Source organism: Paenibacillus sp. 7516, from assembly GCF_002272715.1.
Taxonomy (GTDB): domain Bacteria; phylum Bacillota; class Bacilli; order Paenibacillales; family Paenibacillaceae; genus Paenibacillus; species Paenibacillus illinoisensis_A.
In genome coordinates, this window is record NZ_NPBI01000002.1 from 261,494 (window position 1) to 283,740 (window position 22,247).

Genomic DNA, 22,247 nt, shown 5'->3' on the forward strand with positions numbered 1-22,247 from the left:
GGGTAACGGTTGCAAGCCAAAACAACCAAGACAGCAGCCGCTCCTGCCATCCATACGCGTCCAGCGAGCCGGTGGTCCCTTTTGAAGCGGGATCTGTATCTCAGCAGACACTATTACGTATTGATGGCACCGTTTATGTTGATCTTTTTCATGTTCACTGTCATACCGGTCGGCATTTCGCTTGGTCTCAGTTTCTTCCATTTCAATATGCTGGAGCTGCCCCGTTTTATCGGCTGGCAAAACTATTCACGCCTGTTCCTGGGGGACGATGTCTTTTTAATTGCTCTGAAAAATACGCTGCTGTTTGCCGTCATCACCGGCCCAGTCAGTTATATTGCTTGCTTTTTGTTTGCGTGGATCATCAATGAACTGTCGCCCAAAATCCGGGCAGTCATGACGCTGGTATTCTACGCTCCGTCCATATCCGGTAACGTGTTTTTCATCTGGCTGATCATCTTCTCCGGTGACAGCTACGGGTACATGAATGGCTTCCTGATGCGTCTAGGTGTCACCCTGGAACCCATCCAATGGCTCGCAGATGAGAGATACGTGCTGGCCATCGTCATTATCGTTCAACTATGGCTCAGTCTCGGAACCAGCTTCCTGGCTTTTATCGCAGGTTTGCAGACGATTGACCGCTCGCTGGTGGAAGCCGGTACCGTGGATGGGATCAAAAATCGCTGGCAGGAGCTCTGGTATATTACCCTGCCATCGATGAGACCCCAACTCATGTTTGGCGCCGTCATGCAGATTACGGCTTCATTTGCGGTAGCCGAAATTTCGATTGCCCTGGCCGGTTTCCCAAGTGTTAACTATGCAGCGCATACGGTCGTTACTCACTTGATGGACTTCGGCACCATTCGCTTCGAGATGGGATATGCCTCGGCCATTGCAACGGTGCTGTTTGCACTGATGCTTGGTACGAACGTCTTGACGCAAAAAATGCTGAGAAAGATAGGTGAATGACAATGACCAGCAAAGTACGTGCCGTGTTCGGCATGCCCAAAAGACTGAATCGGTCATTTACCGTCAGCCTGATGCTGTTTGCCCTGCTGGCCGTGTTTGGATCATTTATGGTATTACCTCTCATCTATGCTGTTAACAACGCATTTAAGCCACTGGATGAATTGTTTATATTTCCACCGCGCTTCTGGGTGAACAACCCGACAACGGAGAATTTCGCGGATCTGATCAATCTGATGGGCAATTCGTGGGTACCATTATCCCGCTATATTGCCAATACATTGCTCATTACGATCCTGGGGACGGCAGGACATATCCTTCTGGCCTCAGCGGCGGCTTATCCACTAGCGAAATATCGTTTTCCCGGTTCTAAGGTGTTGTTCACAATTGTCATTCTGTCCCTCATGTTTTCGCCGCATGTCACTGCCATCCCGAACTACATGGTTATGTCCTGGCTCGGCTGGATTAACAGTCATGCTTCGATTATCGTGCCATCCCTGGCGTTCTCTTTGGGACTGTTCCTGATGAAACAGTTTATGGAACAGATCCCGGATGCACTGCTGGAGGCAGCGAAGATTGATGGCGCGAATGAATACCGGATTTTCTGGAGTATTGTGATGCCTAATGTGAAGCCGGCTTGGCTTACTCTGATGATATTGCAGTTTCCCGCCCTCTGGGGTACAGACGGTGGAAGTTTTATTTACAGTGAAAATCTTAAAACATTGCACTACGCGCTCAGCCAGATTGTTCAGGGAGGAATAGCGAGAGCGGGGGTTGGTGCAGCGGTTGCACTGCTGCTTATGATCGTACCGATTACCCTGTTCATCATCTCCCAGAGCAGCGTCATGCAGACGATGGCTACTTCGGGCATGAAAGAGTAGAAAGGAGGCAGCGAGGTGCGGAAAAGCACATGGAACAAGCAGGGCTGGATCATCATGGGCATGGTCTGCCTCCTGTGGTTCAGCCAGGAGGCAGCACCCGCGAGTGCAGATGGCAAGCAGGATGCTTACCAATATTCCTACTGGGGCGATTCCGTTCCGGCTCCTGCAGCATACGAGGCCACGTCCATCATTACGGGAAAAAAAGTGAACGCCGGTGCATTCAAAGAACCCAGTGACATGCATGTCACAGCGGATCAGCGGGTGTTCGTACTGGATTCCGGCAATGGTCGCATTGTGGAAATGGATCGTAATTTGAAGCTAGTCCGGACGATTGATTCCTTTAAACGTGAGGGAAAGAAGGAGCAGTTCAATAATCCGCAAGGGCTGTATGTAAGTGAAAAAGGGGATCTTCTCATTGCGGATACCGACAATCAACGGGTCGTTCATCTGAATGAACAAGGCCAATTGGTCAAGGTTGTGGCTGAACCGAAATCGGATCTGTTACAAGCGGATTTTCAATTCAAACCCGTTCGGGTTGTCATGGATAAAGGAGACCGCATTTACGTCATGGCGGCGGGTGTATTTGACGGATTCATGGAGTTCAGTGCCGACGGTACATTTTCCTCCTTTATCGGGGCGAACAGGGTTCAAGTTGACCCGGTAGAGTATTTGTGGAAACGATTTGCCACGCGCGAGCAGCGCAGTCAGATGGTCATGTTCACGCCGACGGAATTCACCAACCTGGATATGGATGAAGAGGGATTCATCTACGCCACGAGCGGTGACCGCGGCAAAGATCCAATCAAGAAGCTGAATGCCCAAGGGACCGATATCTTGCGCAGACAAGGTTATCATTACCCACAAGGTGATCTGATGTACACAAATGAAGCAGGGCCATCGCGCCTGATTGATGTAGACGTGGGAGACAGTGACATGTATTCGGTGCTTGACTCCAACAGAGGGAGAATATTCACCTATAACGGTGATGGATATCTGCTCCATATATTTGGGGGGTTAGGCAATCGGTTGGGACAGTTTAACACACCAGTTGCATTGGAACGTGCAGGAGACCGAATGCTTGTGCTGGATAAGGCGCTCGGTGAGATTACGGTATTCGAGATAACGGAATATGGACGTACGCTGCACGAAGCAGTACGCAGTTATTACAACGGAGATGAAGATCAATCCTCGGTGCTGTTCGCCAAGGCCGCCGAGATGAATGCGAACCTGGAGTATGCCTATGCGGGTATTGGCAAGTCGCTGCTTCGCCAGAAGGATTACGCCGAGTCTGCGCAATACTTCAAACGGAGCATGGAGCGGCAGGGTTACTCCAAAGCTTTTCTTTTGTTCCGCAAGGAACTGATGCGTGAGCATTTTTCGTGGATGATGTCCGGTCTATTCCTTGCTGTTGCTGCGTTTGTAACCGTCGTCATCGTTCGCAGGCAGAAAAGGAGGACAACAAATGCAAGCGCCAAGTAAGCAGCTATACCAGTATCCGTTGCATCTCATCTTTCACCCGTTCGATGGGTACTGGGAACTGAAATATGAACGTAATCAACGAACGACATTGCTGATTGCCTGTATGATTATGCTGCTGCTGACGGTTACCAAGATTTTGCATGCCCAGTACAGCGGATTTCTCATTAATTTTAACAATCCCAAGTATCTAAACAGCCTGCTTGAAGTGTTGTATGTCATGATCCCGGTACTGTTCTGGTGTGTGGCCAACTGGTCGTTAACGACCCTTATGGATGGAGAAGGCAAGTTTTCGGAGATTTTCATGTCGACGTGTTTTGCACTGGTGCCGCTGCTCCTGATTCATTTCCCGTGGATCTGGCTGAGTCTCGTCATTTCCGCGCAGGAGACAGCCTTTTATTATTTCTCCAACGCACTTGCTGTGGCTTGGACGGTGTATCTGTTATTCGTGGGCAACATGACCGTTCATCAGTACACACCGGCTAAGACGGTACTTACGATGCTGCTTACCCTGGTAGCCATGGCTTTTATGGCTTTTCTGTGCTTGCTTTTCTTCAGTCTGGTGCAGCAGATCGTATCGTTTGTCGTAACCATCTATCAAGAAATCGTGCTTCGGGGCTAAGGAAGGAGGACATCCAGTGAAATATGCTGTAGCAAAAAAAATAACCGGAATGCTGCTGATTGGCAGTCTGCTTCTAAGTGGTTGCCAGTTCTCGCTATCACCGCAAGCTCGTGAGGGAGCAGCAGCTGTAGATCAGGCCGATCTTCCCTCCCTGCCTCCCGGAGAACAACTGAAATCTTCTTTCAGCGATCCTCGCCTGCCAGGCATGATTGGTATTGCCAGGAATGAAGCCTTGCAGCTGTTTATCGATGAAAAGACGGCAGAGATTGCTGTCCTGGACAGAAAGAGCGGACAGATCTGGCGCAGCAATCCGGCAGATCGAGAGCAGGACGGGATTGCAGCCGGCATTAACAAAGATCTTCTGTCATCCCAAGCCAGACTTAGCTTTTTCAACAACCAGGGTCAGAGCAGTACGGTGAACTCTTATACGGATAGCATCGGTCACAAGCAGGTTAGCTATGAGGCTATGCCAAGCGGGGTCCGGGTTCACTATCAGTTCGGGAGCACCGAGCGCTCCATTGAAGATTTGCCGGTCAAAATCAGCAAGGAACGATTTGAGCAAAAGTTGTTAGCGCAGCTCGACAAGGCAGGAGAACGCGCCTTGAAGATCGGGTATACCGAAGACAAAGAAGAAGGTGTCTATGTTCGAATCGATAAGGCCCTGCAGGGACTTCAGCTGTCTCGTGCTCTCAAGGCATTTGACACGGCTGGTTATACGGAAGAAGACCTGGCACAGGACCATGCCGAACACGGGATCGATCAGGAGCGAAGTGGACCGCGGCTTTTCATGATGACTCTGGAGTACGAACTGGATGGTGAGAATCTGCTGGTGCGTGTTCCTGCATCCGGCATTCATTTTCCGGAAGAATATCCGATCAACACGATATCCGTACTGGAATATTTCGGAGCCGGAGGCACGAATGAAGAGGGCTCGATATTTGTACCGGACGGCTCGGGAGCACTGATCCATTTTAACAATGGCAAGCTCCAGTATCCCGGTTATCAACAAGATGTTTACGGCCCTGACTTGACAATGAAGCTGCGGGAAGCCGGCTCGAATGAAGCCAAAGCCCGGTTGCCGGTCTTTGGACTGATTCGCAAAGAGGGAGCTTTCCTTGGCATTATCGAGGAAGGGGACGCTGTGGCAGTGGTGAATGCGGATATCAGCGGCAAGCTGAACAGCTACAACAACGTATATCCAAGCTTCTATGTCATGAACAAGAGCGATGTAACGCTTCAGGCAAGTGACATGGTGCGAACACTTCCCAAATTCCAGAAGAAACCGACAGCGTCAGACTTTGTTGTCCGATACGCCTTTGTCGGCGAGGAGAAGGCTTCCTACTCTGGGCTGGCCGAACTCTATCGGAATTATCTGCTGCAAACCGGCGGACTTCCCGAGCAGCAAGTAGGTAAAGAACAGGCCGGAATTCCATTTTATCTGAAATTGTTCGGCGGGATGACAACCCGGCAGCATATGATGGGTATTCCTTATGATTCGACAGAGGCTCTTACGACCTTTGAGGAAGCCAAGCAGATTCTGTCCACGCTGACGGAGAAAAATGTATCCGACATTCAGGTTCGCTACGCCGGATGGTTCAATGATGGATTGCACCACAGGCTGCCGGATTCCATTTCGGTGGATGGAGCTATTGGTGGCAAGAAGGGCATGCGCGAATTTAGTAATTACGCACGGGAAGCGGGTATCGGATTTTATCCGGATATAGCTCTTCTGAATGTGCAGTCGAAGAAAGGGTTTAAACCAAATAGAGAGGCTTCACGAACGTTAACCCAGGAACCGGCTGTTGTGTATCCGATGAATCAAGCCTTACAGCGCCGTGACCGCGAAAGGTCACCATCCTATGTACTTTCGCCCAACGAGCTGGATCAAGTTACAACAGATATGCTGGATGAGATGAAGTCTATTTCACAAGAAGCGCAGGCACAATCATTGAGCCTGCAGGATTTAGCTGAACAGCTGAACAGCGATATGAATCCCAAGAAGCTGCTGGATCGAACGGAAGCGTTGGGCGTGGTCACCAAAGCGCTGGAACAGATCAAACAGCAGGCAGGCTCCGTTGTTGCCGAAGGTGGAAATGGCTACGCCCTGCCTTATGTTACCGGACTGACGGATGCTCCAATGAGCAGCAGTCAGTTCAAACTGGAGGATGAGGAGATTCCATTCTTTCAATTGGTGGTTCATGGAAATATTAGTTACACGGGATCTCCTTACAATCTGTCGACGTATACGAACCCGAGACAATATGTGCTGAAGCTGATCGAATACGGTGCGAGTCCGTACTTTGCCTGGTTTAATGCGCCTAATCATGTAGTTAAACAGACCGATTATGACGATCTGTACGCAGCAAATTACGAGCAGTGGGTGGATTTGGCTGCCGAGATGTACAGCGAGGTCAATCAGACCAATCTTCCATTTGCCAAGCGTTCCATGCAGTCGCATGAAGCATTGGCGGAAGGTGTGTACCGAACAACCTATGATGGCGGGGGCTTCGTGATCGTGAATTATAATGATTTTCCTGTAGAGATTGAGGGCCAATCCGTGGAAGCCCAAGGTTATGTGACGGGTGGTGAGCAGCTCTGAAGACACTCCTGAAATGGAAATCGGGAAGTCGTACGTATGCTCAGCAGAAAGCCATGTGGGGCGTCATCTACGTGCTTCCATGGCTGGTCGGGTTTGTATTATTTTTCTTCATCCCGCTGCTCGCGTCGCTGCGTTACAGCATGAGCACGATTCAGGCCAATGCGGAAGGTATTGCCATTCAATTCACCGGGGTTGCCAACTATATTCAGGCGCTCACCGTTAATACCAGTTTTAACCGGGCGTTGATCGAGTCGATTACCGATGTGCTTGTCAATGTGCCGCTAATTGTCATATTTAGCCTGTTTCTCGCCGTTATCCTGAACCAGAAGTTCAGAGGCCGGGCTATGGCACGTTCCATATTCTTCTTGCCCGTTATTTTGGCATCCGGTGTCATCATGTCACTGGAGAGCACCAGCTTGATTGATGCTGTTAATCAGAACAGTACTGGAGGAAGCGCACTAGGTACATTTGAGCTTGAAAATCTGATGTTGGATGCCGGGGTGAGCGAATGGATCGTGACGTATCTGAGCAGTGCCGTGGATCGGATCTATCAGATTGTCAGCCAGTCGGGCGTGCAGATTTTGATCTTTTTGGCTGGCATCCAGACCATTTCGCCTCAGCTCTATGAGGCATCCAAAATGGAAGGTGCTACCGGGTACGAGGCATTCTGGAAGATTACATTCCCGATGGTCAGTCCGCTGATCTTTGTCAATGCGATCTACACCATTATCGACTCGTTTGCCAATAACGCCATGACTGAACTGATCCGGGATACCGGATTCGTGAAATTTGACTTTGGCCTCAGCTCGGCGATGGCATGGGTGTATTTTCTGGCGATTGCCATCATTCTCGTGATTGTATCCATTATTTTCTCGAAACGAGTCTTCTATCAAGATTAGAAAGGAGGACGTTCAGCGTGACGACTTCTCGATTATTATCGCTGGAACACTGGAAAGGCTGGCTCTGGTCTGTGATTCGGTTCGTACTGATTACTGGACTTTCCTTTGTTATCCTCTTTCCCATATTTCAGAAAATCTCAACGTCCATCAAAGATAAGGGTGACCTGTATTCCGCAGTGGTGGTATGGATCCCCCAGAATTTCTCGATCGATAACTTTCAGCAGGCTATCCGGGTTATGGATTACTGGGCGACTCTGTTCAATACCTTCGCGCTGTCAGCGACAACAACACTGTTAACGACAGCATCCTGTGCCCTTGCAGGGTATGGCTTCGCCCGGTTGAAGTTCAAAGGGAGCAACTTGCTGTTCGCAGGTGTGATTCTCACGATTCTCGTTCCGCCCACGACGATTTTGATTCCGGTGTATCTGAATCTGAAAAGCTTCGACCTGATGGGCTTGATGACACTGATTACCGGGAAACCGTTGAACCTGCTGAATACCTACTGGCCGTTCATTCTGACGGCCATTACGGCCAATTCGCTTAAAGCCGGATTGTATATTTTCATCTTTCGTCAGTTCTTCCGCGGCATTCCGAAGGAAGTGGAAGAGGCGGCATATGTGGACGGGGCAGGCATTGGGCGGACATTTGCCCGAATCATGCTGCCGAATGCAATTCCATCCATGGTGACCGTGATGCTGTTTTCCTTTGTATGGCAGTGGAATGATAGCTTCTACACGACCACGTATCTGACTTCAAGTAAGGTCATGTCGACCCAACTGTCTTCGCTTCCGTATAATCTGGCACAACAAGTTAGTGACGGGGCCTCTAAGGCTGATCCTTTTTATCTAAGCATGATCCAGGATACGGGAATATTGCTCGCCATTCTTCCTTTGATTGTCATCTATCTCTTCGTGCAGCGTTATTTCGTGGAAAGTGTAGAACGTACAGGAATCGTTGGCTAAAACGCTGGGCTTAACTGTGAAGAAAGATCCGAGACAGATCGATACCGATCTGAAGAGAGGAGGAGGAGTCTTGCGCCTGAACGTTTGGAACGGGTTACGGAAGCGTGCGCCAACGAATGCTTAGTCCACTCTTAGGCTTTGCTGCAATTCATCGGATATTGCATTGAGGAAAAGCAATCGATCATGACAGGAGGATATAAAGTGAAAAAGATGTGGATGTCTTGTAAACTTTTACTCGTTTTGGCTTTACTGATTACGATTGCTCCATGGGGAGGAAGCCGCGCAGAGGCGTGGGTTGGCATGCCTATGGGCAAGCTTCACGTAAATGGCAAGAATCTGGTGAACAGCAACAATCAGCCTGTGCTTCTAAACGGATGGCATCAACCTTCAGGTGCCTACTGGACATATCAGGACAGCAATTATTATCTTAATCTGCACGGCAACAATCGTCATGCGGCTACACTGGCCTACCTGAAAGACATCACCGATACGTTTGCGGACACGAGTCCGAAATACGGCAGCAATCATGGCTGGAATATGAATCAGGTACGTCTGTTCATTGATCGTCAGGACATGGGTGATGTGGCGGCGGGTACATACAATTTTGCCGGTGTGCAGACGGTTACGCAGAACGTCATTATCCCCTACATTCAATATGCCAAAACCAAGGGTGTGTATGTAGTCCTGGGACTTGACTTTACGTTGAAGGATGACCAGGCAACCACAGCTTCCAACCTGCAGAAATTCAATGAAATCTGGGGATATCTTGCCTCTCGTCCCGAGATTAAAAGTGCGGACAACGTTCACTTCGAGCTCATTAACGAGCCAGTGAAATCATATGCGAATGGACATTGGGGCGGATACAACGGGGAAAATGATTTTGTGGATCACTGGAATGACCTGCGCAATTTCCAGAACTCCATCATCTCCACGATTCGTAACCAGGGTGCCGATAACGTAATCTGGGCTGCAGGTCTGGGGTATAACCAGTTCTACAGTCTGACGGCAAGCCATCCATTGACGGATCCCCTGAACAACTACGGATATGCGGTTCACTGGTATCCGGGTTACGGCGCGTACGATAACTTCTCCATTTTGCAGGATCAGTGGAATACCAATGTGAAAGCAGCTGCAGACAAGTATCCGATCAATATCACGGAAGTAACCTGGTTTAAGAACAAACCTGGTGATTCGGCCTATTGGAACCTGTTTAATGGCAGCAACGAAGGTTTCGGTACCAATACCAAAACCATTTTCAATGCGGCTGGAAACGTTAGTATTGCAGCTCACATGAACGGCTTCATTCTTGAGCCGGGGCAGCGCAGCTCTTTTGCCGATCCAACGGCTGGACTGAAATGGGATGGCGATGCTTCACGAAGTGCCATGGGACGATTCCTGTTCAACTGGTACCATGAACGTGCTCAATCATATCCTGGTAGTGGAAATGGTGGTGGACCAACAACCGGGCTTGTGTCAGGTGCAACCTACAAAATTGTGGCCAGACATTCGGGTAAGGTCATTGACGTTCCTGGGGGGCAAAATCAAAACAATCTTCAGCTTCAGCAATGGAGCGATCTGGGCGGCAATCCTCAGAAGTGGGTTCTGACCTCCATTGGGGGTGGCAGCTATACACTAACCAGCGTGAACTCACCGGACAAAGTGATTGATATTCGCAACGGTACCCTCACGAACGGTGAAGCGGTTCAGCTCATGAGCAATCTGAACACGACCGCACAGCATTTCAAAGTCAACGATCTGGGGAATGGATACTGGAGCATCATTAACGTAAACAGCAACAAAGCGATTGAAGTAGAAAACGCTTCCACATCCGATGGTGCCAAGTTGCAGCAGAATACGTACACGGGCGCAACGAATCAACAATGGAAATTTATCGCGGTTAGTAATTAACGTTATTGTACAAAAGGACCTCCACGGCTGTTATCGCCAGAAAGGTCCTCTTTACGTTGAGATTTCAGTCTGTGAGATTCGCTGTGTTGCAAATGAACTCGTTTGTACGATGACTCATTGTAGAGAGTGATTAATATATCCGATATCTGCCGCTTAAAGCCAGCAAGCTGAAAAAATACAGACAGTTATCATAATAGCGGCGCTCACCCTGACGCAGGGGGGTGTTCCAAAAGAGGCGTACGAAATGTTCCGTATGTGGACCATCTGCAGCCAGTGAGGCCATCGCGTTGGTAGCGAGCAGACCGATCGGATGCAAGGAAGGTTCATCGAACGGTTCACCCTCAATGGTATATCTGCGATATTCGGCGACATCAATGCTGCGGAAGAAGGACTGAATTCGATTGGATTGTTCCACCTGCCAGGGATCCTGACGGAACCATTCCCAGTCCAGAGCAATATTCGCGGCAACCCGGTAAGCATCGCTGTAAAAGTGTCTAAAATCACCATGCGGCTGAACAGGTGCGGGCGACCCGTCATAGTTCGCATACTCAGGCGAAAGCCCGGTTACAGAATGACAGGCGGTATGCAGATAAGCTCGACTTGCCGCCGCTGCTTCTCTCCAGAAGGCTTGATCGTCTTCATCCGCATATAATGCGAACAACTCATAGAAATGGGGGAGATGGTAGGATGGATCGCTGAATGGAGATTCCGGTACAAATTTGATCAGCTTGGTTTCCGGGTCCCACATCGGATCCCCCTCGCCATTTTCACCTTGATGAATGCATGCGCGGAGGATTCTTCTGGCTTGTTCCTTATAGTTATATGGGGCATCTCCATCACCCCAGCGGTTAGAAGCAAAGAACAGAGCCATGGCGAAAAACTCCTCACCATCAGGTGCAGGACCTTGAGATATGCGGGTTCCATCAGGTTTGCAGTGCCAGGCAAAATAATCTTTGTATCGACCTTCAGCATGCTGCATGAACGTATGGGAATAATTCCAGAGCCGATCGAATTCTTCTTTTTTGTCCATCTGCACAGCCATCATCATGCCATAAGACATGCCTTCGGAGCGAACATCGTTATTACCGGTGTCGAGTAAATAGCCTTTGTCCTCACCCATCGGGTAATAGATTCGCGTATTCTCTTCCCCATAAAACAGCTCGTTCCATGACGCCTCCAGCCGTGCATTTATTTCCTGTTCCTCATAACCAAACTTGTGAAAGAGATTGTTATATGTATTTGTATCATAGGCGCCTTGACCGGTGATATTCATGGGTTTTCCTCCTTTTAATGCAAACGTTAAACCAATTATAACACGGTAAATGTGTATAAATTAAAGCGTTTACATTGGAAATCTTAGTTCTTTCCTTTTTCCGATTATCATGACCAAAATGAAATGATATGATGGCTGCAAGTCCTATACTTCATCGGGTATCTGTAAAATTATGTAAGTGTTACACTCGTGAAGAAGGACCCACCAAGCATAAAGTTTTACCCGTTTGGATTCCTTCAAATGACTATGAACTTTATGATCGAAGAAAGGATGGTGGTAAACATGGTTCGCGATGCAGGAGATACACCAGAAGCAGATATACACCAAGGGATAACTGCACCGCGCGATCCCGTTGGAGTGAAGGAGACGAATAACGAGGCAACGTTCGATTACTGCTCCCCTGAATATCACAACATGATTAGCCAATCTATTTTGAACAAAGGTCACAATGCCAGATTAAAACGGGCGATTCAGAAGGCTGGGCAGGGTGAACCTGTTGTTATGGCTTATATCGGTGGTTCGATCACCCACGGCGCTGGCGCAATCCCTATTCATCTCCGTAGTTACGCCTATCGATCGTATGAGCGGTTCAAGGCGATGTTTGCTCCATCAGACAGTCGTTCCATTCAGCTGGTTAAAGCCGGAGTAGGCGGAACGCCTTCCGAACTGGGAATGATACGCTATGATCGTGATGTGCTTGGAGATGGTCAAATTCAACCGGATATCGTCGTTATTGAGTTTGCAGTTAATGATGCGGACGATGAAACCCGGGGGAACTGTTACGAAAGTTTAATATTGAAAGCGCTTGCTGCAGATAACAAGCCTGCAGTCATCCTTTTGTTCAGTGTCTTTGAGAACGACTGGAATCTACAGGATCGCCTAGCTCCGGTGGGCTGGCATTACAATCTGCCCATGGTGAGCATGAAGGATGCTCTTGTCGAGCAATTCCACAAGACCAAGCAAGAAGGTAACGTCGTAACCAAAGAGCAATATTTTCATGATATATATCATCCGACCAACCTGGGACATCAGATCATGGCCGATGCACTGGGTCACCTGTTTGATGCAGTGAATCATGCCGAACTGGACCAGGACGATCATGATCTGAGAAGGCCGCCTCTGATTGGGGACGATTTCGTCCACGTGAAACTTCTGGATCGGAAAAATGGCAATCAGCTTGCCAAAATCGACCCCGGGTGCTTCGCGCAGACGGATATCGACCTGCAGATGGCCGAGATGGATGATCACGATTATGCTACGCCGCTCTTTCCGCACAATTGGATGTATACCCGCGGTGAGAGGGCCGAAGCACAAAAGTTCAAGCTGCAAATGCGTTGCAGATGTCTACTTTTAATCTTCAAAGACTCCGGAAGCGACGAGTTCGGAACAGCCCGGATCAAAGTGGATGGTGTTCTCACCAAAACTGCCGATCCGCATGAAGTAAATTGGACACGCTGTCATGCCATGCTCCTGATTCAAGAGAAGCACGTCAGCGAGCATACGATCGAGATCGAAATGGCAGACGGGCACGAGGATAAACGTTTCACGATTCTTGGTTTTGGCTATGTCAGCTAACAAAAAAAGGCCGGAGATTAATCCAATAACTAAATGCACCTATGAAGGGAGTACTGTACATGATATCTTCAGCACCGGCTGGATTTGACCAATACCGCAATGATATACCTCGCGGAGCAATAGAGACGATAGAGTATGATTCCACTACGGTAGGGAATACACGGAAAGCGCTGGTGTACACACCTCCAGGATTTTCTTCCGAAAACACATACCCTGTTCTTTACTTGCTTCACGGGATCGGTGGAGATGAGATGGAATGGCAGCAGCATGGTAGCCCGCAGATCATCTTGGACAATCTGTACAACGATAACCTGCTGGAGCCCATGATTGTTGTTTTGCCCAACGGTCGCGCCATGCCCAACGATCGAGCCGAGGGAGATCTATTTGACCCGGAGAAAATAAAAGCCTTTGAGCGATTTGAATCCGACTTGATTGATGACCTTATTCCTTATATTGAAGCCAATTATTCCGCAAGTACAACCAGGGATAATAGGGCAATCGCCGGCTTATCCATGGGCGGAGGACAGTCCTTAAACATAGGACTGGGCAATCTCAACCATTTCGCTTGGGTCGGTGCCTTCTCTCCCGCTCCAAACACCAAAGCGCCAGAGCTGCTCCTTCCTAATCCGCAGGAAGCATCCTCGCTTTTGTCGCTTCTTTGGATCTCCTGTGGCGATCAGGATAACCTTATCCAAATTAGCGTTGATGTACATCAATATTTGGAACAGCAGGGCGTACCGCACATCTGGTATGAAGAGAGCGGAGGTCATGACTGGCCAGTGTGGAAAAATGATCTGTATCTGTTTTCCAAACGTCTATTCAAATAAATACCAATTCAACTCCAACTCCAGTGCCTACCCAAAAAGTACCGAATTTTTCAAAACCTAACCCAAATATCAGGAGGTTTTTCCATGTTTAAATTCGGAAAAAAATTGTTAACTGTTGTCCTTGCCGCTTCCATGAGTTTTGGTGTATTCGCTGCTACGACAGGTGCTACAGATTACTGGCAGAACTGGACAGATGGCGGGGGTACTGTTAATGCCGTGAACGGTTCGGGAGGAAACTACAGTGTAAACTGGCAGAACACGGGGAACTTTGTTGTCGGTAAAGGGTGGACTTACGGTACACCTAATCGTGTAGTGAATTACAATGCGGGTGTATTCTCTCCATCCGGCAACGGATATTTGACGTTTTACGGGTGGACACGGAATGCACTAATTGAATACTACGTGGTGGATAACTGGGGAACATACCGTCCAACTGGAACATACAAAGGCACAGTAACCAGTGATGGTGGCACATATGACATCTATACTACGATGAGATACAATCAGCCATCCATTGACGGGTATTCAACATTCCCGCAATACTGGAGTGTTAGACAATCCAAACGTCCAATCGGTGTAAACTCCCAAATTACGTTCCAGAATCACGTAAATGCGTGGGCGAGCAAGGGCATGTACTTGGGTAACAGCTGGTCCTATCAAGTGATGGCGACCGAAGGATATCAAAGTAGCGGTAGTTCGAATGTGACTGTTTGGTAAGCGCTCTCTTTTCAATCGGCTAGTCTAAAACTTAGGCAAGGCAGGTCTATGGATCTGTCTTGCTCTCCATTCCCGTTTTAAAGGAGACCTACAGATGAGAAAGTGGATGATATTTCTGCTCATCGCAGCTTTTGTTGGATTAAGTGCTTGTTCGACAGGCAGCAGTACTACCGTGAGTGATGATCTTGTATTGGTAGAGGGTGGGGCATTCAAGAGCAGTAAAAGCACTTATAGTGGCAAAGACATCATACTGTCTGACTTTTATATCGGCAAATATGAAGTGACCCAGAAACAATGGGCTGACGTTATGGGAGACAATCCCTCTGGTTTTAAAGGGGAAGAACGGCCCGTTGAAAGGGTGAGCTGGTATGATGCGATCGAATACTGTAATGCACGCAGCATGAAGGAAAACCTTAAACCGTATTATACCATTGATAAAGAAACGCTGGATCCGAATAATAAGAATGAAAATGATAATGTTAAATGGACTGTAACCATCAATGAAGATGCGAATGGATATCGTCTGCCAACGGCAGAAGAGTGGGAATATGCCGCAAGTGGCGGACAAAAGAGTGAGAATTTTACTTATAGCGGAGGCAACAATCCAGACGAAGTGGCGTGGTACTGGATGAATGCCGGTGAAAAGCCGTTAACAGGAGACTGGAACTGGCCAGCCATTGAAAACAATCGGAATCAAACCAAGCCAGTAGGTCAGCAGAGGGCCAATGAACTTGGTATCTATGATATGTCTGGTAATGTTAGAGAATGGTGCTGGGAATGGCACAGCCATCCGGAGACGCCGGACAACACCTGGAGAGTCAGCAAGGGTGGGGGCTGGGTCAGTAGTGTAAATACAGCAGAGATTTCCTATCCAGGAAAATTCGATGCGAATGGCATTGGTCCCGATCAGGGATTACGAGTCGTACGTAGTAAATAACGAGGCCCATTCTTTTAAAATGGGCTTTTATACATGACAACTGAAAAAGGAAGAACGATCTTAAAAAATGAATATGTTTTCTTTAAACTTTGCTATAGTTCACCCATTATGGACCATATAAAATGGAAATACCAACCAATGTAAGCGCTTTTATGAAATGATTAAATCAAGCACTGGCTGTTGAAACGAATCTAGGAGCGAAGGGAGTTTCAGAAAATTGTTTACACGGTTGGAATACGAAATGGAGGTGTATTGATGAAGAGGAAGACTTGGTTCACATTGATGGTATCTGGAGTGGTTTCATTATTTATTTCGGTAAGCGCTTTTGCTGGGTGGGTGTTTTGGGAACCGCTGACGTATCACAATGCAAGTACCTGGCAGAAGGCAGATGGGTATTCCAACGGTTCCATGTTCAACTGCACGTGGCGGGCGAATAATGCTAATTTTACGAATGATGGCAAGCTGCGCTTGAGTCTGACAAGTCCTTCATACAACAAGTTTGATTGTGGAGAATATCGGTCAACGAATACTTACGGCTATGGTCTCTATGAAGTAAGTATGAAGCCTGCTAAAAATACAGGGATTGTATCCTCTTTTTTCACCTATACCGGTCCTTCTGATGGCACACAATGGGATGAGATTGATATCGAGTTCCTTGGCAAAGACACAACGAAAGTACAATTCAATTATTATACAAACGGCGTTGGAAATCATGAGAAAATCGTGAATCTGGGCTTCGATGCGTCCCAGGGATTCCACACGTATGCGTTCGATTGGCAACCAGGTCACATTAAGTGGTACGTCGATGGCGTGCTGAAACATACAGCCACAACCAATATTCCGAAAACACCAGGTAAAATTATGATGAATATCTGGAATGGAACGGGTGTGGACAGCTGGCTCGGGCCTTATAATGGTGCTAATCCATTGCATGCCGAATATGATTGGGTGAAATATACGAGTAATTAACAGAAACTCACGATCAGGTCCAACTAGTGCAATAAACTGCAAGAAACAGAGGAGCGGATTACGTCCGCAATCCTCTGTTTTTTTATGAACATTTTCAACCTTTACAGAACAATCGAAACGTAAGATGATGAGGGAAAAGGGTGGGAATGAACTTGCTGGAACCTTTCGGTCACCCTGACAAACAAGAGAGACAAGAGTAAGACGTTGTACTAATACAACATCCATATTCACTTTTTAATATCCTAAATTAATACAATAAATGTTGCAATATTAGTATGGGCATTCATATGGTTCATTCATTATGATGGACTCTGTAGACAACATCACTACATACAGGGGGACTCACAAGTTGAAAACAATCAAGAAAAGAAAGATTGGCGGTTTGGCTTTGGCAGGAATGTTGGCGCTTACAGCAGTTCTTAGCGGATGTAACAGTGGAGCAAGCAAAGAGGCTGCACCGAGCACACCGAGTACTGCACTGGAATTGAAGGACGGGAAGTATGATCCACCCGTAACACTTACTTATTTACGTCCCTGGGGACCCGAAATCAAATTCAAATCTGGTGAAGATCAGGACAATAACGTGCACACCAAATGGGCAAAAGACAAGCTCGGCATTGAATTAAAAAATCAGTGGGTATCACCGTCCACCAACAATGCGTTTGAAACGAAGCTGCGCTTGTCGCTGGCTTCCAATGCAGAAATGCCGGACATCATTTCGTATCGCGGCGATTTCAATCTGGCACGTGAGTTGATTGAAACAGGCAAGTTCGTTGATGCTGGTGAATTGTTTGATCAATATGCAAGTGATACCTGGAAAGCTGCCGTGAATGAAGATCCTTCCGTATGGTATCCGTACATGCAGGATGGTAAACGAATTGGTATTCCGATTCTGGATTACTCCTACAATAGTGATCCAGTGATGTGGATTCGCGAGGATTGGATGAAGAAGTTTAATTTGAAGGCACCTGAAACGCTGGCTGATCTTGAAGTGATTATGGAAACGTTTACGAATAAAGACCCGGATGGCAATGGTAAAAAAGACACCTACGGTCTGACCATCGGATTCAAAAACTGGCTCAGCACATGGATGTCTGATGCTGGTTGGGTCTTCGGAGCCTACGGCACGATGCCAAATCAGTGGAATCTGAACGAAGAAGGCCAACTGGAGTACGGTTCTATAAATCCAGGAGCAAAACAAGCTTTGGCAACACTGGCTGACTGGATGAAAAAAGGGTATATTCCAGAAGAAGCTGGGGTATATGATGAAACCAAAGCAGCAGAAGAGTTTACAGCAGGTAAAGCCGGGATTGTTGTCGGGCCTCACTGGATGCCGTCATGGCCGCTCGAAGATGTGAAGAAAAACAATCCGGAAGCGGAGTACAAAGCTTACCCGATTCCATCTGGACCTGATGGCAAGGCAGGCAGACGCGGTACCGCGAACGACAACGGTGTAATTCTGATTAACAAAGATATGAAGAACCCAGAAGTCTTTTTCACTTATCAAAACTATCTGTTTGATCACTTTGCTAATCCAAAAGCAGGTGATGAATTCGAAAATGGCTTCGCTGAAGGATATGACTGGGCAATGAAAGACGGCAAAGTAACAACGGATGCTAGTGTGACAGGCGGTTATGCACCTGAGAAATACACATTAACGTTTGATGGTGCACGTATCCCGAGTCTGAACATGACTACGCTTGCGAAGTTTGCTAACGGTGAAGAAGCAACAACACCTTTCGAGAAAAAACTTAAGTCTGGTGTACCGGTACCAATGGTGGAAGCGGCCAAGATTGTTCAGGATCAAAAAGATATCGCTTTAAAACAGATGTTCACTGGTGCACCAACGATGTCAATGCAAATGAACAACGACATCTTAACCAAAATGGAGAAGGACCTGTTCTCGCAAATCATCTATGGTAAAGCTCCGATCGATGCTTTTGATACGTTTGTAGAGAAGTGGAGATCTTCCGGTGGAGATCAAAATACGAAGGAAGTTAATGAGTGGTACCAATCCGTTACGAGCGGAAAGTAAGTACGAGCCAAGTAATTAAATCTTATCCGTTATTTCGTTCTAACCAAGCTGCTAAAGCAGGTGGGAAAGTACAAAGAAAAGGCCTTGCTGGAAATCATTCCAGCGAGGCCTTTTTGCTTCAAACCGGCAGATTCTCTCTATATTCCTGCGGTGTAAGATCGTAAAACTTTTTAAATACCCGAATAAAATATGCCGTGTTGTTGTAGCCGACAAGCTCCGCAATTTCGAATACTTTGGCGCTGGACGAACGCAAATAATAAGCTGCTTTCTCCATCCGTAACCGATAGACATAGGCCGTCAGCGCTTCTCCTGTCTCCGCCTTATATACTTTGGATAGATACACTGGGTGCAGGTGGACATGCTCTGCAATAGCAGGTAAGGAAACATCGGAAGCCAGATGCAGATCCACAAAGCTTTTGACACTGCGAACGATGGTACTGTGATTGTCCTTCAGCTCCTGTTCTGCGTCATCACTGATGGAATGCAGTGTGCGGATCGACCAGTCTTTCAACTGCTGGGCAGTAGCATAGCTTGGAGCTTGAAAGTATCTATACATTTCGGCAGGGAGGACAGAAGAAATTTGTTTCCCATTCTTATGGATGATATAAGCAAAAGCCCCAGCCAAAGCATGATAAACCTCAATTGTCGTTTCCGCGATATCATGATGCTGCGCCGATTCGAGTAATTCCTCGAAAATGACCTCAATCTTCTGTTCCACATCGTCAAAGCGACCGGCTTCCAGAAGACTGAATAGGGTTGGAGGCTTGTACAGAGAGCGGATGGCAGGAAGGGGGTGTACATCCTTATCGTCTGAAGCCGTGATGAACAAACCCTGCGCATGTCCCATACGCTTCCGCATGGATCTGACAGCACTCTCATAAATCTCACCAATCTCATTAGGGAATTTGCCCCAGTGAGAGACTGCGATTGAAATAGCCCCTTTTAAATATAACTGAACGTTTGTCTGAATTTGGGCAGCGTAATGTTCCAGCAGCACTTGAGGTTTTTCCTCTTTGCTCACACTTTGTGTGTTGCCTTTTTTGACACTAACCAGCACAACCAGATAATCATGGACATCCCGCGTATGCCACATATGAAAATGCTGCTGCGTCACCTCGCTGATAATGTTGCTAATGGCATACTGCATCAGCGAAAGATCATGGTCAGCCATCTCGGATAGATGCTCTTCCATTCGAATAACAAGCATGCCCAGCTCCTCACCAACCGAATAGGGCAGATGTAGTAATTCGAGCTTGTCTGCGAGCGTTGAGGGAGAATAGGTTTTGCCTGTCAGCAATTCATGGAGCATCGTAGATTGCAATAAAGGCAAGTTATCCTGGAATGCATGCAAGGCACGTTGATAGGAGGCAGCCGCTTCCCATTTTTGTTTGATCCGGTCAACAAGCCGCTGTACGGTTTCGATTAGATCCTCATCACTTACAGGTTTCAGCAAATAATCAAAGCTTTCCTGAGCCATCGCTTGTTTGGCGTATTCGAAGTCAGCAAAGCCCGAGAGTAAAATGGTCTGCACATGCGACCATTTCTCGTGAATTGCCGTGATTAACTCAATACCGGACATCTCCGGCATGCGAATATCAGTAATTACAATATCAATATCATGATTCTCCATAATTTCCAGTGCTACGGCACCTGACAAAGCTTCGTGTACAGTGCCGATTCCGCAGCTTTCCCACGGAATGGTTTCCGCCAGCGTTTCTACAACGGAACGTTCATCATCAACTAACAACATTTGTAACATGTACTTCACCTACTCATTGATATTGTTGTACCATGTAATGCTTACCTTAACGCCTCCTCCAGGCGTATGTTCATAGCTTAGACCCGCGTCTTCACCATACAAAAAAGACAAACGCTGATGAACATTCCAAGTTCCGCATCCCATGTTGCCATCGAGCGGTTTGTTAAGATTATCAACCAATTCTTGCATCTGATTCTCCGTCATACCCAGCCCGCTGTCCTCGACGGTTATCGTACACAATTCATCCGTATGATAACCTGTTATGTTGATATGACCGTCTTCAGTACGGGGTTCAATGCCATGAATGATAGCGTTCTCAACGATAGGTTGTAAGCTTAAACGGGGTAACGTTTTATGAAGCATATCATCCGGTACATCGATGCTAAAATGCATGCGTTCCAGCCGGAGTGCCTGGATTTCCAGGTAATTTTTCACCATGTTCAACTCTTCTTTGACGGTGGCCTGATCATTCTCGGATCTGGTGATGTACCGATAATACTCACCTAAATTAAGCGCCATCGCCACAACGGCTTTCTCATTTTTCATCCTCGCCATATTTTTGATGTAGAAGAGGCAGTTGTATAGGAAATGCGGATTAATCTGTGATTGCAACTGCTTCAATGTGGCCTCACGTCTTCGGAGTTGTTCTTCGTACACGTTCTCAATCAACTCCTGAATTCGCTGTGCCATGATGTTAAATCGTGCAAACAATAAACTGAATTCATTACGTGAAGAATGATGTAATCGAACAGAGAAATCTCCAGTCGACAAACGGTTCGTTCCCTTCACCAGTTGAAGCAATGGGAGCTGCACGCTACGATACAGCACATACAAAACCACAACACTCATGGCAATTAGAACGGCTATGGAAGCGTAGAAGAGATTACGACTATTTGTGATCGGCCCTAGAATTTGCTGCATAGGCACGTAGTCTACATAGTACCATCCCAGACTGCCTGACTGTATGTACGAAACATAGTATTCTGTGCGGTCAAGCGTCGTGGTGAATCCGCCTTTTTCCTGCAAAGGCATCTCTTTCAGCTTGGTCTGAATTGCAGTCAATGTGTCATTTCCACTAGTGTTGCTAATTAAGCCAAACTCGGGATGGAACATAAAAGGGTCACCTTTGTTATTCAATTTGTTCTGGTCCAGCATACTGATCAAATGATGCACTGGAAAGCTGATCTTGGTAATGAGTCTCGATTTCCCAGGGGTGGCGATCGCTGTTGTTGGATCGGTCGTGTACCACACAAATTGATTATGCTTATATGCCCATGATTTCGAAAGTGGCTTGGAAAATTCATCCTCTTCATACGGGATATAAGCATAATAATCCGTGGAAATGACTTTTTGCAACCTTGGAAAATAAAGGGTGATGGTGGAATGCCATTTGCTGGCTGCATTATACAGATTCATTTTTTCAAGAATGGCACTTCCAACTTTGACACGTTCATAAGGCACATCTTTGTAATCCGGCCGCTGATATTCCTGTATGCTCGAATCTTGCCCAATGGACATCCCATACAGAGATAATTGGTAAATATTAGATTCTACAGAGTCGGCAAAAGTGGACAAATGATTCATGGTATTGTTCTGAATTTCGTGTTCGATTACACGTACACTTTCCCGGTTTGAATAGGTGTACAGGAACAAAACCAGGACAAGCAGTGCTACAAACAACAGTGTAATTTTGGTGAAGACGTTCAGACGTGCGAACAATGCTGGGCCTCCCTCAACTCATTAAAATATTGTTATCGTTGTTGCAATATTAGGATATAGATTGCTAATAACCGTTGCTATAATTTTAATATACAAGTTCATATGCACTTGTAAAATACAAATTTT

18 protein-coding genes are annotated in these 22,247 nt (G+C 47.1%); 15 read left to right on the forward strand and 3 right to left on the reverse strand.

The window, feature by feature from the left end; genetic code table 11:
• The first annotated feature begins 48 nt into the window (after positions 1-48).
• The 9 genes from CHI14_RS01230 to CHI14_RS01265 all read left to right on the forward strand — a co-directional run bounded on the left by CHI14_RS01230 (position 49) and on the right by CHI14_RS01265 (position 10,310).
• Positions 49-966, forward strand: coding sequence for a carbohydrate ABC transporter permease (locus tag CHI14_RS01230; protein WP_481856380.1), 918 nt, complete (start codon positions 49-51; stop codon positions 964-966).
• A gap of 2 nt (positions 967-968) precedes the next feature.
• Positions 969-1,844, forward strand: a complete 876-nt coding sequence (locus tag CHI14_RS01235; RefSeq protein WP_076288847.1) for a carbohydrate ABC transporter permease — start codon at positions 969-971, stop codon at positions 1,842-1,844.
• A 15-nt stretch (positions 1,845-1,859) separates the two neighbouring features.
• Positions 1,860-3,323, forward strand: a complete 1,464-nt coding sequence (locus CHI14_RS01240) for an NHL repeat-containing protein (RefSeq protein WP_249280951.1) — start codon at positions 1,860-1,862, stop codon at positions 3,321-3,323.
• Positions 3,307-3,942, forward strand: a complete 636-nt coding sequence (locus CHI14_RS01245) for a Yip1 family protein (protein ID WP_095286590.1) — start codon at positions 3,307-3,309, stop codon at positions 3,940-3,942. Before CHI14_RS01240 ends, CHI14_RS01245 begins: the two co-directional genes overlap by 17 nt.
• A 16-nt stretch (positions 3,943-3,958) precedes the next feature.
• Positions 3,959-6,541 (forward strand): DUF5696 domain-containing protein, encoded by a 2,583-nt coding sequence (locus tag CHI14_RS01250; protein ID WP_249280952.1) that lies wholly within the window; start codon positions 3,959-3,961, stop codon positions 6,539-6,541.
• 53 nt (positions 6,542-6,594) lie between these two features.
• Positions 6,595-7,440 carry a carbohydrate ABC transporter permease gene (locus tag CHI14_RS01255; RefSeq protein WP_095286591.1) on the forward strand — a complete coding sequence of 282 codons (846 nt, stop codon included), beginning with the start codon at positions 6,595-6,597 and terminating at the stop codon, positions 7,438-7,440.
• 17 nt (positions 7,441-7,457) lie between these two features.
• Positions 7,458-8,402 carry a carbohydrate ABC transporter permease gene (locus tag CHI14_RS01260; RefSeq protein WP_095286592.1) on the forward strand — a complete coding sequence of 315 codons (945 nt, stop codon included), beginning with the start codon at positions 7,458-7,460 and terminating at the stop codon, positions 8,400-8,402.
• Positions 8,395-8,526, forward strand: coding sequence for a hypothetical protein (locus CHI14_RS30610; protein WP_283163782.1), 132 nt, complete (start codon positions 8,395-8,397; stop codon positions 8,524-8,526). The genes CHI14_RS01260 and CHI14_RS30610 overlap by 8 nt, the downstream gene beginning before the upstream one ends.
• A gap of 86 nt (positions 8,527-8,612) precedes the next feature.
• On the forward strand, positions 8,613-10,310 hold the full coding sequence (locus CHI14_RS01265) for an RICIN domain-containing protein (protein WP_249280962.1): 1,698 nt from the start codon (positions 8,613-8,615) through the stop codon (positions 10,308-10,310).
• Between the two features lie 130 nt (positions 10,311-10,440).
• Here CHI14_RS01265 and CHI14_RS01270 read toward each other — a convergent pair whose 3' ends face one another.
• Positions 10,441-11,583, reverse strand: a complete 1,143-nt coding sequence (locus tag CHI14_RS01270) for a family 8 glycosyl hydrolase (protein ID WP_095286594.1) — start codon at positions 11,581-11,583, stop codon at positions 10,441-10,443.
• A 282-nt stretch (positions 11,584-11,865) separates the two neighbouring features.
• Here CHI14_RS01270 and CHI14_RS01275 point away from each other — a divergent pair, with 282 nt between their 5' ends.
• The 6 genes from CHI14_RS01275 to CHI14_RS01300 all read left to right on the forward strand — a co-directional run bounded on the left by CHI14_RS01275 (position 11,866) and on the right by CHI14_RS01300 (position 18,643).
• Positions 11,866-13,158, forward strand: coding sequence for an SGNH/GDSL hydrolase family protein (locus CHI14_RS01275; RefSeq protein WP_095286595.1), 1,293 nt, complete (start codon positions 11,866-11,868; stop codon positions 13,156-13,158).
• A gap of 59 nt (positions 13,159-13,217) precedes the next feature.
• Complete coding sequence (locus CHI14_RS01280; RefSeq protein ID WP_095286596.1) at positions 13,218-13,985, forward strand: alpha/beta hydrolase; 768 nt, start codon at positions 13,218-13,220, stop codon at positions 13,983-13,985.
• Between the two features lie 84 nt (positions 13,986-14,069).
• Entirely contained in the window at positions 14,070-14,702 is a 633-nt protein-coding gene (locus CHI14_RS01285) for a glycoside hydrolase family 11 protein (protein ID WP_095286597.1), read from the forward strand.
• Positions 14,703-14,796: 94 nt separating this feature from the next.
• Positions 14,797-15,639: a formylglycine-generating enzyme family protein gene (locus CHI14_RS01290; protein ID WP_095286598.1), complete on the forward strand. Its 843-nt coding sequence runs from the start codon at positions 14,797-14,799 to the stop codon at positions 15,637-15,639.
• 255 nt (positions 15,640-15,894) lie between these two features.
• The gene (bglS, locus tag CHI14_RS01295; protein WP_095286599.1) at positions 15,895-16,608 is read left to right on the forward strand and encodes a beta-glucanase; all 714 of its coding nucleotides are present in this window, start codon (positions 15,895-15,897) and stop codon (positions 16,606-16,608) included.
• A 349-nt stretch (positions 16,609-16,957) separates the two neighbouring features.
• On the forward strand, positions 16,958-18,643 hold the full coding sequence (locus CHI14_RS01300; RefSeq protein ID WP_095286600.1) for an extracellular solute-binding protein: 1,686 nt from the start codon (positions 16,958-16,960) through the stop codon (positions 18,641-18,643).
• Positions 18,644-18,761: 118 nt separating this feature from the next.
• Here CHI14_RS01300 and CHI14_RS01305 read toward each other — a convergent pair whose 3' ends face one another.
• Positions 18,762-20,402 (reverse strand): response regulator, encoded by a 1,641-nt coding sequence (locus CHI14_RS01305; protein WP_095286601.1) that lies wholly within the window; start codon positions 20,400-20,402, stop codon positions 18,762-18,764.
• 9 nt (positions 20,403-20,411) lie between these two features.
• Positions 20,412-22,121, reverse strand: a complete 1,710-nt coding sequence (locus CHI14_RS01310; protein ID WP_095286602.1) for a sensor histidine kinase — start codon at positions 22,119-22,121, stop codon at positions 20,412-20,414.
• Positions 22,122-22,247: the final 126 nt, after the last annotated feature.

What these genes read in the sequence shown, in the direction of transcription:
- CHI14_RS01235 (WP_076288847.1), top strand. Translation starts at nt 969, where the DNA reads ATGACCAGCAAAGTACGTGCCGTGTTCGGCATGCCCAAAAGACTGAAT.
- CHI14_RS01245 (WP_095286590.1), top strand. Translation starts at nt 3,307, where the DNA reads ATGCAAGCGCCAAGTAAGCAGCTATACCAGTATCCGTTGCATCTCATC.
- CHI14_RS01255 (WP_095286591.1), top strand. Translation starts at nt 6,595, where the DNA reads ATGTGGGGCGTCATCTACGTGCTTCCATGGCTGGTCGGGTTTGTATTA.
- CHI14_RS01265 (WP_249280962.1), top strand. Translation starts at nt 8,613, where the DNA reads ATGTGGATGTCTTGTAAACTTTTACTCGTTTTGGCTTTACTGATTACG.
- CHI14_RS01270 (WP_095286594.1), bottom strand. Translation starts at nt 11,583, where the DNA reads ATGAATATCACCGGTCAAGGCGCCTATGATACAAATACATATAACAAT.
- CHI14_RS01275 (WP_095286595.1), top strand. Translation starts at nt 11,866, where the DNA reads ATGGTTCGCGATGCAGGAGATACACCAGAAGCAGATATACACCAAGGG.
- CHI14_RS01280 (WP_095286596.1), top strand. Translation starts at nt 13,218, where the DNA reads ATGATATCTTCAGCACCGGCTGGATTTGACCAATACCGCAATGATATA.
- CHI14_RS01285 (WP_095286597.1), top strand. Translation starts at nt 14,070, where the DNA reads ATGTTTAAATTCGGAAAAAAATTGTTAACTGTTGTCCTTGCCGCTTCC.
- CHI14_RS01290 (WP_095286598.1), top strand. Translation starts at nt 14,797, where the DNA reads ATGAGAAAGTGGATGATATTTCTGCTCATCGCAGCTTTTGTTGGATTA.
- bglS (WP_095286599.1), top strand. Translation starts at nt 15,895, where the DNA reads ATGAAGAGGAAGACTTGGTTCACATTGATGGTATCTGGAGTGGTTTCA.
- CHI14_RS01305 (WP_095286601.1), bottom strand. Translation starts at nt 20,402, where the DNA reads ATGTTACAAATGTTGTTAGTTGATGATGAACGTTCCGTTGTAGAAACG.